This window comes from Rathayibacter tanaceti, from assembly GCF_001634385.1.
Lineage (GTDB): Bacteria > Actinomycetota > Actinomycetes > Actinomycetales > Microbacteriaceae > Rathayibacter > Rathayibacter tanaceti.
In genome coordinates this window covers 1-12,766 of sequence record NZ_LIIN01000090.1, presented here as the reverse complement: position 1 = coordinate 12,766, position 12,766 = coordinate 1, and the positions used below count along the sequence as shown (strand labels likewise).

Here is a 12,766-nt window from a genome sequence, read left to right as displayed (position 1 = left end):
ATGACCCTCCTCCACTCCCGCTCCGTCTCCGCCACCGCCACCGACGCCCCCCGGCTCCAGCCGGTCGGTGACGCCGCCCCCGCCGCCCCCCGCCTCCGCGCCGTGCCCCCAGGGCACCGAGGCCCGCGGCTTCGCCCTCTACGTCGCATCGACGAGGCCAAGGCCCGCGCTGCCGGAGTCGACCTCGGCCGCCTGGTCGACGAGCTCAAGCGCGTCACCGCACAGCTCGCCCCCGACGCCGAGACGTACGCCTCCGTCGCCCTCGCCCCTCAGGGCGCCGGCGGCCGTGACGTCGACGTGGTCCGACTCGCCCTGCAAGACCCGGCCGCAGTCGCCAAGCGCCGCGCCGAGTCCGAGCCCGACCTCGACCGCGCGCCGGGCGGCGTCGTCATCGACATCTCTCGCAAGCGCGTCGTCCTCGAGGACGAGACGACCGCGCTCACCTACAAAGAGTTCGAGCTCCTGCAGTACCTCGTCCTGCGCGAGGGACGCACCATCGAGCGCGCCGAGCTGATCGCCTCACTCTGGGGCGCCGCCGACGAGGACGCCCCGAACGAGCGCACCATCGACGTCCACGTGCGCCGCCTCAGGGCCAAGCTCGGTCGCTACGAGGAGATCGTCCGCACGGTCCGCGGGGTCGGCTACCGCTTCGACCGGCACGCCGACGTCGCCATCCGCTACGCGTCGACGCCGAGCCCTGACCTGTTCTGAGCCGCGGCACCTCCGGGCGCTCGCGCGACGGGCGCTCGGCCCGGCCCGTCGACGAAGACCCTGAGGAGCCTCAGGCAGATCCCAGGAAGACAACGGTTGCGTCGTTACCCGTCCGTTATATAGTTCAAGAGCGTCAGTCGTTTGCTGTGGCGACGAAGCGCAAGAAGTGATTGCAGGACACTCTTGGTGCAAGGGAATGAAGGCCGGGCCGCTCGCCTCAGCGGCCCGGCCTTCTGTCGTTCCGGAGCATCCGACCGGGCCGCCCGCCGCAGGCCGACGGCCCGGCGTAGGCTCTACGGCGTCTGGGCGCCAGGAGGCGGATCCCCGGGTGCAGCGGAGGAGGACGTCGTGGGATCGAGAGAGGCCGTGACCGCGTGGGAGTCGCTCTTCCGTGCTCAGGTGCACGTGATGCGGGCGCTGAGCAGCGAGTTCCCCTCGAAGGAGATCTCGCTCAACGAGTACGACGTCCTCTTCAACCTCACCCGACAGCCCGAGCGGCGCGCACGGCTGCGCGACCTCAACAAGCACGTCCTGCTCTCGCAGCCCAGCGTCAGCCGCCTGATCGACCGCCTCGCCGCGCGGGGTCACGTCGAGAAGAGCGAGGATCCCGCGGACGCGCGCGGCACGATCATCGCGATCACCGACGAGGCTACGCCCTGTTCCGCCGCGTCGCCCTCCTCCACATGCAGACGATCTCCGAGCAGGTGGGCGGAGCCCTCGACGAGGACGAGCTGCGGCAGCTGACCGCGCTGTGCGACAAGCTGCGCGACGGCATCGCCGCCTCCTGATGCACGACGGCGCCTCCGCTACCATGCACCGCGCGGGCGGGCCAGCTCTTCGCCCCGGCCCACGACTCGCGGATCATGAGGAGGACCATGAGTGACACCTCCCCCACCCTCGTCTGGCTCCGTGACGACCTGCGACTCGCCGACAACCCGGCACTGCGCGCGGCGATCGACCGCGGCGGCCCTGTGGCCGTCTGCTACGTGCTGGACGAGGAGTCGGCGGGGATCCGGGCGCTGGGCGGCGCCTCCCGCTGGTGGCTCCACGGCAGCCTCACGGCGCTGGCATCCGACCTCGCGGAGTTGGGCGCCCGCCTGATCCTGCGCCGCGGGCCGGCCGAGGCGGTCGTGCTGCAGCTCGCCGACGAGATCGGCGCAGGAGCCGTGCACTGGAACCGCCGCTACGGGAGGGCCGAGCGCACGGTCGACGCCGCCCTCAAGGAGGCGCTGCGCGACGGCGGACGCGAGGCAGAGAGCCACCAGGGCTCCCTGCTGTTCGAGCCGTGGACCGTGCAGACCGGAGCGGGCGGCCCGTACTCGGTCTACACGCCGTTCGCTCGCGCCTGCCGCGCTCGTGCGACTCCGCGAGCGCCGCTGCCCCGACCCCGCTCGCTCGACGGCCACTCCGGCGGCACCGCCTCCGACGATCTCGACGACTGGGAGCTTCTGCCGACGCACCCGGACTGGGCGGGCGGCTTGCGTGAGCGCTGGACGCCGGGAGAGAGGGCGGCATCGGCGAGGCTGCGGGCGTTCCTCGCGGAGCAGCTCGACGACTACGCCGACGGGCGCGACCGGCCGGCGCAGGACGCCACCTCGAACCTCTCCCCGCACCTGCGCTGGGGCGAGATCAGCCCGTTCCAGGTCTGGCACGCGCTCGAGGAGGCGCACGCGAAAGGTGAGCACCGCGGCGAGGGCAGCGAGCGGTTCGTGTCGGAGGTGCTCTGGCGCGAGTTCTGCTACCACCTGCTCTTCCACTGGCCCGATCTGGCGACCGCGAACTTCGACACGCGCTTCGACTCCTTCCCCTGGGGGCGTCCCGGCCAGGCGGCCGTCGACGACTGGCACCAGGGGCGCACCGGGTATCCGCTGGTCGACGCCGGGATGCGCGAGCTCTGGCGCACCGGCTACATGCACAACCGGGTGCGGATGGTCACGGCCTCGTTCCTGATCAAGAACCTGCTCGTGGACTGGCGGGTGGGCGAGGCCTGGTTCTGGGACACGCTGGTCGACGCCGATCCGGCGAGCAACGCGGCGAACTGGCAGTGGGTGGCGGGCTCGGGAGCCGACGCCTCGCCGTTCTTCCGGGTGTTCAATCCGGTCACGCAGTCGAAGAAGTTCGATCCGGACGGCGGCTACATCCGGTTGAACGTGCCGGAACTCGCAGAGGTCGAGGGCACAGCGGTGCACGAGCCCTGGACCCTCGCGGACACGCTGACCGGCGGCGGCTATCCGACGCCGATCCTCGACCTGAAGCAGACACGGGCACACGCCCTCGACGCCTTCGCACAGATCAAAAGCGCCCCCCGCGACATCACGCCGCGCAGCGACGACTAGGGGGAGACCTCCGGGCCGGTGGAGAACGCGGTGTCGGCGAGCGCACCCTCCGCCCGGCCCGTCGCCCGCGGATCACGGGCCGGAATGCCGACGAGCACAGCGCCATCAGGGGCGTCCTCGACCACCACGGCGTTCGCCCCGACTCTCACGTCGGAGCCGAGGACCACGGGCCCGAGGACGACGGCGCCCGCGCCGACCACCACCCGATCGCCGAGAGTCGGGTGCCTCCGCTCACGCCGCACCGACGTCCCGCCCAGCGTGACCCCGTGGTAGAGCACGCAGTCGTCGCCGATGCGCGCGGTCTCGCCGATCACGACTCCCATGCCGTGGTCGATGAAGAGGCGGCGGCCGATCGTTGCGCCCGGGTGGATCTCGACTCCCGTCGCCGCGCGCGCCGCCTGACTGAGCAGCCGCGCGGGGAGCCGCAGCCCGCGCCGCCACCAGGCGTGGGCGACCCGGTGCACCCAGACCGCGTGCACACCCGGGTAGGCGAGCACCACCTCGACCGCACCGCGCGCGGCGGGATCCCGCTCACGAACGGTGCGGACGTCCTCCCGCAGCCGACCGAGCACACCCGGCTGGCGACCGCCGACCGGGCTGCGGCGCCTCGGACCGCGTCCGAGCCGGGGCAGCCCGGGCACTCCCGGGCGGTTCAGCTGCGGAGGTCCTCGTAGAGGACGGTCGAGATGTACCGCTCGCCGAAGTCGCAGACGATCGCGACGATGGTCTTGCCGGCGTTCTCCGGACGCTGGGCGACCTCGAGAGCGGCCCACATGATGGAGCCGGAGGAGATGCCGCCGAGGATCCCCTCCTGCGCGGCGAGGTCACGGGCGACGCGGACGGAGTCGTCGAGGGTCACGTCGATGATCTCGTCATAGACCTCGCGGTCGAGGATCGCGGGCACGAAGTTGGCGCCGATGCCCTGGATCTTGTGCGGACCTGCCGTGCCCTGGGTGAGCAGCGGCGAGTCGATCGGCTCGACGCCGATGATCTGCACGCCGGGCTTGCGCTCCTTGAGCACCTGACCGACGCCGGTGATGGTGCCGCCGGTGCCGATCCCCGCGACGAAGACGTCGACCTCGCCGTCGGTGTCCTCCCAGACCTCCTGGGCGGTGGTGCGACGGTGCACCTCGGGGTTGGCGGCGTTCTCGAACTGGCGGGCGAGGATCGCACCGGGAGTCTCGTCGACGATCGAGCGCGCCCTGTCGACGGCTCCGCGCATCCCCTCGCCGCCCGGAGTCAGGACGATCTCGGCTCCGTAGGCGCGCAGGAGGACCCGACGCTCGACCGACATGGTCTCGGGCATCGTGAGGATCACCCTGTAGCCGCGCGCGGCCCCCACCATCGCGAGCGCGATTCCGGTGTTGCCGCTGGTTCCCTCGACGATCGTGCCGCCCGGGGGCAGCTCGCCCGAGGCCTCCGCGGCGTCGACGATCGCGACGCCGATGCGGTCCTTCACGCTGTTGGCCGGGTTGTAGAACTCGAGCTTGGCGAGGACAGTCGCCCGATCGGCTCCAGCCAGTCGGTTGATGCGGACGAGAGGAGTGTTGCCGACGAGCTGGGTCACGTCGTCGTGAATGCGTGCCATGGTGTGCGCTTTCTGCCGGGGCCGACCGCTCCGGGGCCCCGGAGCGGTGGAGGGAACGGTGCGGTGGAGCGGGTGCTGCAACGCCCCGTGCAGGAGGCGCACAGACCACGATACGGACGCATCGATCCGACGGCAGCCCGGCGCACGCGCCTCGGCGACGTATCGCCCGCCAGCTCGCATCTCCTCCCAGAGGAGGACGCCCTGCGGGCACGTGTGTCACGTACCATCAAGCCGGGGGATCGCGCGAATGCTCGCGGCGCTCTCGCCACCCTCCCTCAGCACCTCCGCGGCGGTCGCGCCGCGTCGAAAGGACGACCGCTCCATGGCACTCCCCACTGCATCCCGCCGCTCGGTCCGGCCGCTCGGGATGTCACTGCGGGCCGTCATGGGGTTCATCGGGATGAGTGCCGTGGCGGGCGTCCTGATCACGGTGGGGGTCACTCCGGCCCTCGCTCTCACGGGCTTGGCGACGAGCAACACGATCGGTATGTTCCAGAATCTGCCGGGCTACCTCGACGTGGGCCAGCTGATGCAGCGCACCAACATCTACGCGAGCAACGGCACCACGCTGCTCGCCTCCGTCTACGACCAGAACCGCGTCGAGGTCGGCTGGGACGACGTCGCGCAGTCCGCCAAGGACGCCGCGGTCGCCGGCGAAGACCCCCGCTTCTACGAGCACGGCGGCATCGACCTCCAGGGCACCCTCCGTGCGATCGCCGTCACACTGACGGGCGAAGACCTGCAGGGCGGCTCCTCCATCACGCAGCAGTACGTCAAGAACGTCCTCGTGCAGAAGGCCGAGTCGATCACCGACGAAGCCGAGCGCACCAAGGCCTACGACGAGGCGACCGCGCCGACCCCGGAGCGCAAGCTCAAGGAGATGCGCCTCGCGATCGGGCTCGAGAAGGAGGCGACGAAGGACGACATCCTCCTCGGCTACCTCAACATCGCGCTCTTCGGCGGCACCGTCTACGGCATCGAAGCCGCAGCGAACTACTACTACGGGATCCCCGCCAGCCAGCTCTCCACGTCACAGGCCGCCTCGCTCCTGGCGATCGTGAACAACCCGGCCAAGTTCCGCTTCGACAACCCGGGCGACCCCGACAACGGAGCCGCCAACGGCTACGCCGCCACCAAGGAGCGCCGCGACTACATCCTCTCCGAGGAGCTCAAGCACGGGCGCATCGACCAGGCCACTCACGACGCCGCGGTCGCCGAGCCGATCACCCCGACGATCACCGAGCCGTCGACCGGCTGCTCGACCGCCGGTGACGCCGCCTACTTCTGCGACTACGTGCTCAATGTGCTGCGCACCGACGATGCCTTCGGCGCGACCGACGACGAGCGCTTCCAGCGCATCCGCCAGGGCGGCTTCGACGTGGTCACCACCCTCGATCTCGACATCCAGCAGGTCTCGCAGGCCTCGTTGAACGCCTACATCCCCCCGGTCGACCCGCGCTTCGAGGTCGGTGCCACCGCCGCCTCCGTCGAGGCGAAGACCGGCCGGGTGCTCTCGATGGTGCAGAACACCAAGTACAGCCAGGACGAGCAGTTCCTCGCCGCGAACCCGGGGTACAGCGCGATCAACCTCAACGTCGACCTGAACATGGGCGGCGGCTCCGGAGTGCAGACCGGCTCGACCTACAAGGTGTTCACCCTGGCGCAGTGGCTGATGGCGGGTCACACCATCAACGAGTCGTTCCCGTCGCCGACGTCGGGGTTCGCGTCGTACCCGCAGAAATGCAGCGTCGCTGACGATGGCGTCTACCCCACCAGATTCGCCCCGCGGAACGATGTGGCCTCCGAGGACGCCGCCTCGATGAACGCCCTCCAGTCGACGACCAACTCGATCAACACCGGCTTCATGGGGATGGCGCAGAAGCTGGACGTCTGCGACATCCGCACGACGGCGGAGTCGTTCGGCATCCACCGGGCGGACGGGAAGGAGCTCGACAGCCGGCCGGCCGCGGTCCTCGGCACCAACGGCATCGCTCCCCTGACGATCGCCAACGCGTACGCCGGCATCGCGAACGATGGGACGACGTGCGCGCCCGTCGTCATCGACCGGATCACCGACAGCACCGGCGCGTCCGTCGCGGTTCCGCCGGCTTCGTGCCGTGCCTCGGTCACCCCCGAGGTGGCGCACGGGATGCAGTACGCGATGCAGCGCGTGATGACCTCGGGAACGGCAACCGCCTCCAATCCTCGCGACGGCATCGAGCACATCGGCAAGACCGGCACCACGGATGAGGCGGCCGACGTGTGGACAGCCGGCGCCAGCAAAGCGACCTCGTTGGCCGTCTGGGTGGGCAGCATCAACGGCTTCTCGGACAACTCGAAGCAGAACCTGCGCTTCACCACACTGACGGGCGAGCGCGGCTCGATCCGGGCGGCGGACGCCCGTCACGCGATCTGGAGGCCGATCATGACGGCACTCGACCAGAAGTACGGCGGCGACGACTTCATCGACCCGCCCGCCACGATGCTCGCCTCCTCGCCGCGCAGCGGGACCCTCGTCGAGGTCCCGGACGTCTCGGGCAGGACTGTCGCCGACGCGACGTCCGCTCTGACCGCGGCCGGCTTCTCGGTCGGCCTCACCGAGGCGGTCGGCTCGGCGTCGATCCCCGAGGCTCGGTGGTCTCGACGACGCCCTCCGCCGAGAAGACGGCCCTCAAGGGCGCGATCATCCCCCTGCAGGTGAGCAACGGCACGGCGCCGATCAATCCGCACGACGTCTCGGACATCAACGGCGACCTGATCGAGGGCTGACGCCCGGACGCCGAGGCAGTCGGGATGCCGTCGCGGTTCACTCGTCGCGAACGGCTCCGGACGGCGAGGCGGCACGGCCGCGCCCCGAGGAATCGACGGCGCGGACCAGCGGGAGTGACCGTGGGCTGCGACACGGCGCGCGCGCCTCGGCACCGATGTCTCAGGCCTCGCCTAGGGTGCTGGTGCAGCGAGAGGATCCATCCTGAAGCGACCGAACGTCCCCGTCTTCCAGCCCCGTCGAACCGTCCACGGGGCTGTCGGCGCGCTGGTCGGATTCGTGATCGTCAGCGTCATCGCGGGTCTGCTCGCCTCCCTGGTCGTGGCGCCGGCGGCAGCCCTGACCGGAGCGGCGACGTCCGGCACGATCTCGGCGTTCCAGTCGCTGCCGAGCTACCTCGAGGTGGGGCAGCTGATGCAGAAGAGCGACGTCTATGCGGGTGACCCCGAGGATCCGACGCTGCTCGCCTCCTTCTACGACCAGAACAGGATCGAGGTGCCGGCCGATCGGATCGCCGACGCCGTGAAGGACGCGCTCGTCGCGAGCGAGGACCCGCGCTTCTACGACCACGGAGGCATCGACCTGCAGGGCACGCTGCGTGCGATCGCGAGCACCTACCTCCTCGACGGCGACACGCAGGGCGGATCCTCGATCACGCAGCAGTACGTGAAGAACGTGCTCGTGCAGAAGGCCGAGTCGATCACCGATCAGGCCGAGCGCGACCGGGCCTACGCGGAGGCGACGGCGACGACCGCCGAGCGCAAGCTCAAGGAGATGCGCCTCGCGATCGGGCTCGAGAAGGTGTCGACGAAGGACGACATCCTCCTCGGCTACCTCAACATCGCGCTCTTCGGCGGCACCGTCTACGGCATCGAAGCCGCAGCCGAGTACTACTACGGCATCCCGGCGGCCAACCTGTCGGTCGATCAGTCGGCCGCCCTCCTGGCGATCGTCAACAATCCCGAGAAGTTCCGCTTCGACCGGCCGGACGACGTCGAGAACGGCGAGGCCAACGGCTACGCGCAGACGCGGGAGCGGCGCGACTACATCCTCGACCGCATGCTCGAGGCCGGGACGCTCGACCAGGCGGCGCACGACTCAGCGACCGCCGAGGCGATCACGCCCGAGATCACTCCTCCCTCCACCGGCTGCCAGACTGCGGGGAGCGCCGCCTACTTCTGCGACTACGTGATGCACGAGCTCCGCGACGACCCCGCGCTCGGCGCAACCGACGATGAGCGCTACGCCGCCATCAAGCGGGGCGGGATCACGGTGTACACGACCATCGACCTCGATCTGCAGGAGACGGCGCAGGAGCTGATGGACCAGCAGGTGCCCTCCTCCGACCCGCGGTTCGATGTGGGAGCGACCGCGGTCGCTGTGCAGAACGGGACGGGGAAGATCCTGACGATGGTCCAGAACAAGACCTACAGCCAGGATCCTGACGTGATCGCGAGTGGACCGGAGTACTCGGCGATCAACCTCAACGTCGACGCCTCCGCCGGCGGGGGCAACGGGTTCCAGACCGGTTCGGCCTACAAGGTCTTCACGCTCGCCGAGTGGCTCGACCGCGGGCACACCCTGCTCGAGCAGTTCGATTCGAAGCCGAAGAACTGGACGGCTTCGCCGACAGCTGCGAGGGCACCTGGAACTACGACTCCTACAACCCCAAGAACGCGGGCGACGGCGGGTACTCCGACACACAGACGGCGCTCTACTCCACCGTGTACTCGCTCAACACGGGCTTCACGGGGATGTCGCACCTGCTCGACCAGTGCGAGATCCGCAAGCAGGCCGAAGCGTTCGGCGTGCACCGGGCCGATGGGAAGGCGCTGGTGCAGTCGCCCGGCGCCGTGCTCGGGACCAACGAGATAGCCCCGCTGACGATGGCGTCGGCCTACGCCGGCATCGCCGACGACGGCACCACGTGCACACCCGTGGCGATCACCGCGATCGTCGGAGCGGACGGGCGCGAGATCGAGCCGGTCGCATCGACATGCACCAGGGCGGTGTCGACCAAGGTCGCCGCGGCCATGCAGTACGCGATGCTCAAAGTGACGGCCGAGGGCACGGGCACCGAGGACGACCCGAAGAACGGGATCCAGCACATCACCAAGACCGGTACGACCGACAACTCCGCCGACACGTGGGCGCTGGGGGCCTCGTCCGAGACCGCTCTCGCCGTGTGGGTAGGCAGCATCTCGGCGCGCGAGGACGGCTCGCGGATCAACCTCGACACGGTCGACTTCGACAGCGGCTGGGCACCCGGGGCGCGTCATCGCATCTGGAAGCCGCTGATGACGGCGATCGACTCCCGGTACGGCGGCTCGGACTTCCCGCCGGCGGATCCGTCGACGATCGCGGCACCGCAGGTCACGGTTCCCGATCTCGGCGGGCGCAGCGGCGATGCAGCGTCGCAGGCGCTGACCGCGGCAGGCCTCACTCCGGGACCGACCTCGCAAGTCGACTCGACGCAGCCCGTCGCCACCGTCGCGGGTACCTCTCCGGCCGCGGGGACGCAGGTCGACCGGGGGTCGGTGGTCGGCGTGCAGCTGAGCACCGGGACGGCCCCGCAGGCCCCCGCTCCGGCCGGCTGACGCCGACGACGGCGGGCGGTTCCTGACGACCGATCGGCCAGGGGCTGACCGGCGGGGAGAAGGCCGAACCCGACGATCCCGTCGACCGCGAGCAGGCGGCTGCGGATCATGGGCCGCTCGCCCGCGGGCGCCTCTGTGGTCGCTCCCGCATCAGTCGACCAGATCGACGGTGAGGTGCCTGTGCGTCCCGTCCTCGAACAGAGAGCGGTGGGTGGCGGCGGCGGCTCCGTCACGATGCACCGCGTCAGGTCAGCGGACCACCGAGGACACCGCGTCGGGACACATCCGTGCGAGTTGCACTGTCGGATATAGACGTGACAATCCGGCCTTCTCCGTCATACCGGAAAGCGATGACCATATTCACTAGATGGACTAGCCGTCAGACGTTCTAGGATAAAAGTTGCCCTGACCGACTCTTTGAGGGGTGAGAATCGCCCGCTTCTCTCGCAGAATCGGGGGCGCGTGAAGAGGATTTGACACGAGCGAGGGCTTCTCAGTACTCTCAGCAAAGAAGCAGAATAACTGCACTCGAGAGGGAACATGTGAACACATTCGACACGACTGGACTCCATCCGGAATCGGAGAGTCCTCTCGACCCTCTGACGGCACTCTCTCGAAGAGGACTTCTCGCCAGTGCCGCTGGAATGGCCGCCTTCCTGGCCCTTTCTCCGGCATTCTTCGACGCCGAGAGCGCGCACGCCGCGACCTATGTGCAGTACCGCCACCCCTTCACCAATCCCAACGTCGCCGACGGCTGGGGGGCCACGGCGGGACGTGCGCGTCCCCACCGCGGACTCGACTATCCGCAGGCCGGCGGGACTGCCATTCCGGCAGCCGCGGACGGCGTTGTCGTCGTCAACCTCCGTAACAGCGACCTCGGATACGTCGTCGTTCTGCGGCACGCCGACGGATACCACTCGGCGTACTGCCACATGAACGCGGCCTCGCCCCTCCCGATCGGTCGCTCGGTGGCTCGCGGAGAGCGGGTGGGATCGGTCGGCAACACAGGGAACGCATCACGGGGAAACCACCTGCATCTCACCATCTCGCTCTCGGAATCCGGGTACTCCTACGGCGTCACCGTCGATCCGTACCGTTTCATCAATGACCGACTCAAGCCCGCCCCCGCACCCGCGGAACCTACCATCCAGGAGGATGACATGCAGATGATAGTGGTTTATGCCGATGCCGCTACGGGATCCGAATACGGAAGCACCGGAGTGATCACTTCGCGCCGTGGATTCGTGCAGACCAGCAGCAAGCTCGGCTCACGCGAGGAGCTCGACGCGTGGACCTCTATCGCCAACGCGCTCGGATATCAGATCTCGGAGCGCCACGTCGACACGAACGGCTTCATCCTGGCAAGCCGCTTCTAACCATCCAGCGCTTCTCACGAGCGAATCGTGCCGAATCGACGCGGGAAGAGTTGTGAACGGGCGCCCGGGATCAGGGGAGCCCGGCGTCTTCCGTGAGGCGCCTCGCCCGCCCCGGAACCGCCACCAGGAGCACGGCCGCGACCACCACCACAACTCCCGCGACGGCCCCCGCGGTCAGGCGTTCCCCCAGCACCGCCACACCCAGGAGTGTCGCGATCGCCGGCTCGAGAAGGGTCAGCGTCGAGACGGTCGCCGCGGACAGCATCCGCAGGCCGCGCGCGAAGAAGGTGTAGGCGATGGCGACCGTGACGACTCCGAGCCACAGCACGGCCGGGACCGAGCCGGCGAGCACGGATGCGTCACCGAGCAGCAGGAACGGGAGAGCGAGCAGCGCGGCGGCTCCGAACTGGGCACCCATTGCTGCGACGGGGCTCAGCCCGCGCTGGAGCAGCAGCACCCCGCACACGGCGTAGACGGCGAAGGACGCACCCGCGCCCGCCGAGGCGGCGAGGCCGAGGGGCGAGGCTCCGGTGTCGGCGCCGCCTCCGCTGAGCAGCACCACGCCGCCCGCGGCGAGAGCCGTCGAAACGAACCAGCGCGGGCTGGGCGCGGCTCGCAGCACCAGCCACTCCAGCAGGCCCGTGAAGGCGGGGGCCGAGCCGAGGGCCACGATCGTGCCGACCGCGACCCCGTTCTGCGCGGTTCCGGTGAAGAAGGCGGGCTGGTAGGCGGCGACTCCGACAGCGCCGAACAGCACGAGCACCAGCACCGGCAGGGTCGGACGAACGGGCGCGCGCCGGCGCACCGCGCGCGCTCCGAGCAGCGCGGCCAGCAGCGCACCGCCGAGCACGATGCGCGCGGATCCGAGCAGAAGCGGATCCACACTCGCGGCGCCCAGGGACTGCGCCGTGCCGGTGGTGCCGAAGCAGAGGGCCGCGACCAGGATCGCGCCGACCGCCCCCGTCCGCGCCGCAGCCATTCCGCCCCGATCCCGGCGCCCGCCTGACCGCCGGCTCCCAGTGTCGCAGGCGTAGGCGCGTGCTCTTCCGCCTCCCGCACGAGGGGCCCAGGATGGAGGGACAGACCTAGCGGAGGAGCACGACGTGGGCATCGCGGAACCGTTCGATCTCGAGGACCACCGCCGCAGCGCGCACCGCGCCCTGGGCGAGTACTTCTCGGTGCGCGAGTTCGAGGAGGCGCCACTGGACCGCGAGGCCATCGTCGCCACCGCCTATCTCCGTGCTGTCGAACACGCGACGGTCGCGCGGATGCTCCCCCTCGGGCTGGCGCACCCGGACGAGCGCGTGCGCGGCCTGGCCGAGGTGTGGGCGGCCGAGCGGCAGGGCATCGCGGACGCTCTCGGCGAGGTGCTGGCGGCCTCGCCGCAGATC

General features: G+C 70.0%; 10 protein-coding genes and 2 pseudogenes. 9 read left to right on the top strand and 3 right to left on the bottom strand.

Going from position 1 to position 12,766, the window contains the following annotated elements; translation table 11 throughout:
- Positions 1 to 67 precede the first annotated feature (67 nt).
- The 3 genes and pseudogenes from ACH61_RS11075 to ACH61_RS11065 all read left to right on the top strand — a co-directional run bounded on the left by ACH61_RS11075 (position 68) and on the right by ACH61_RS11065 (position 3,047).
- A pseudogene (locus tag ACH61_RS11075) lies at positions 68 to 711 on the top strand (winged helix-turn-helix domain-containing protein).
- A gap of 348 nt (positions 712 to 1,059) precedes the next feature.
- Positions 1,060 to 1,455 (top strand): MarR family winged helix-turn-helix transcriptional regulator, encoded by a 396-nt coding sequence (locus ACH61_RS11070; RefSeq protein WP_330220160.1) that lies wholly within the window; start codon positions 1,060 to 1,062, stop codon positions 1,453 to 1,455.
- A gap of 131 nt (positions 1,456 to 1,586) precedes the next feature.
- Entirely contained in the window at positions 1,587 to 3,047 is a 1,461-nt protein-coding gene (locus ACH61_RS11065; RefSeq protein ID WP_068212079.1) for a cryptochrome/photolyase family protein, read from the top strand.
- Here ACH61_RS11065 and epsC read toward each other — a convergent pair.
- Positions 3,044 to 3,619 (bottom strand): serine O-acetyltransferase EpsC, encoded by a 576-nt coding sequence (gene epsC / locus ACH61_RS11060; protein WP_068212081.1) that lies wholly within the window; start codon positions 3,617 to 3,619, stop codon positions 3,044 to 3,046. The two genes, ACH61_RS11065 and epsC, sit on opposite strands and share 4 nt — an antisense overlap.
- 80 nt (positions 3,620 to 3,699) lie before the next feature.
- Positions 3,700 to 4,635, bottom strand: a complete 936-nt coding sequence (gene cysK, locus ACH61_RS11055; RefSeq protein ID WP_068212078.1) for a cysteine synthase A — start codon at positions 4,633 to 4,635, stop codon at positions 3,700 to 3,702.
- Positions 4,636 to 4,957: 322 nt separating this feature from the next.
- On the opposite strand from cysK, the gene ACH61_RS11050 reads away from it, so the two are divergent.
- From ACH61_RS11050 to ACH61_RS11035, 5 genes and pseudogenes are all read left to right on the top strand, one after another.
- Positions 4,958 to 7,336: a penicillin-binding protein gene (locus ACH61_RS11050; RefSeq protein WP_161489656.1), complete on the top strand. Its 2,379-nt coding sequence runs from the start codon at positions 4,958 to 4,960 to the stop codon at positions 7,334 to 7,336.
- Positions 7,270 to 7,404 carry a hypothetical protein gene (locus ACH61_RS18860; protein WP_269085072.1) on the top strand — a complete coding sequence of 45 codons (135 nt, stop codon included), beginning with the start codon at positions 7,270 to 7,272 and terminating at the stop codon, positions 7,402 to 7,404. Before ACH61_RS11050 ends, ACH61_RS18860 begins: the two co-directional genes overlap by 67 nt.
- 412 nt (positions 7,405 to 7,816) lie before the next feature.
- Positions 7,817 to 8,452: pseudogene (locus ACH61_RS18435) on the top strand (transglycosylase domain-containing protein); the annotation flags it as partial.
- Positions 8,453 to 8,961: 509 nt separating this feature from the next.
- A complete protein-coding gene (locus ACH61_RS11040; RefSeq protein WP_082845207.1) occupies positions 8,962 to 9,999 on the top strand; it encodes a PASTA domain-containing protein in 1,038 nt (345 codons plus the stop codon).
- A gap of 644 nt (positions 10,000 to 10,643) precedes the next feature.
- Positions 10,644 to 11,375: a M23 family metallopeptidase gene (locus ACH61_RS11035; protein ID WP_068212071.1), complete on the top strand. Its 732-nt coding sequence runs from the start codon at positions 10,644 to 10,646 to the stop codon at positions 11,373 to 11,375.
- A gap of 70 nt (positions 11,376 to 11,445) precedes the next feature.
- On the opposite strand, the gene ACH61_RS11030 is transcribed toward ACH61_RS11035, so the two are convergent.
- Positions 11,446 to 12,354 carry an EamA family transporter gene (locus ACH61_RS11030; RefSeq protein WP_068212069.1) on the bottom strand — a complete coding sequence of 303 codons (909 nt, stop codon included), beginning with the start codon at positions 12,352 to 12,354 and terminating at the stop codon, positions 11,446 to 11,448.
- A gap of 124 nt (positions 12,355 to 12,478) precedes the next feature.
- Here ACH61_RS11030 and ACH61_RS11025 point away from each other — a divergent pair.
- Positions 12,479 to 12,766, top strand: a 288-nt coding sequence (locus ACH61_RS11025; RefSeq protein WP_153038842.1) for a hypothetical protein, incomplete at its 3' end; no start/stop codon positions are given.

What these genes read in the sequence shown, in the direction of transcription:
- ACH61_RS11065 (WP_068212079.1), top strand. Translation starts at nt 1,587, where the DNA reads ATGAGTGACACCTCCCCCACCCTCGTCTGGCTCCGTGACGACCTGCGA.
- ACH61_RS11035 (WP_068212071.1), top strand. Translation starts at nt 10,644, where the DNA reads ATGGCCGCCTTCCTGGCCCTTTCTCCGGCATTCTTCGACGCCGAGAGC.
- cysK (WP_068212078.1), bottom strand. Translation starts at nt 4,635, where the DNA reads ATGGCACGCATTCACGACGACGTGACCCAGCTCGTCGGCAACACTCCT.
- ACH61_RS11030 (WP_068212069.1), bottom strand. Translation starts at nt 12,354, where the DNA reads ATGGCTGCGGCGCGGACGGGGGCGGTCGGCGCGATCCTGGTCGCGGCC.
- ACH61_RS11050 (WP_161489656.1), top strand. Translation starts at nt 4,958, where the DNA reads ATGGCACTCCCCACTGCATCCCGCCGCTCGGTCCGGCCGCTCGGGATG.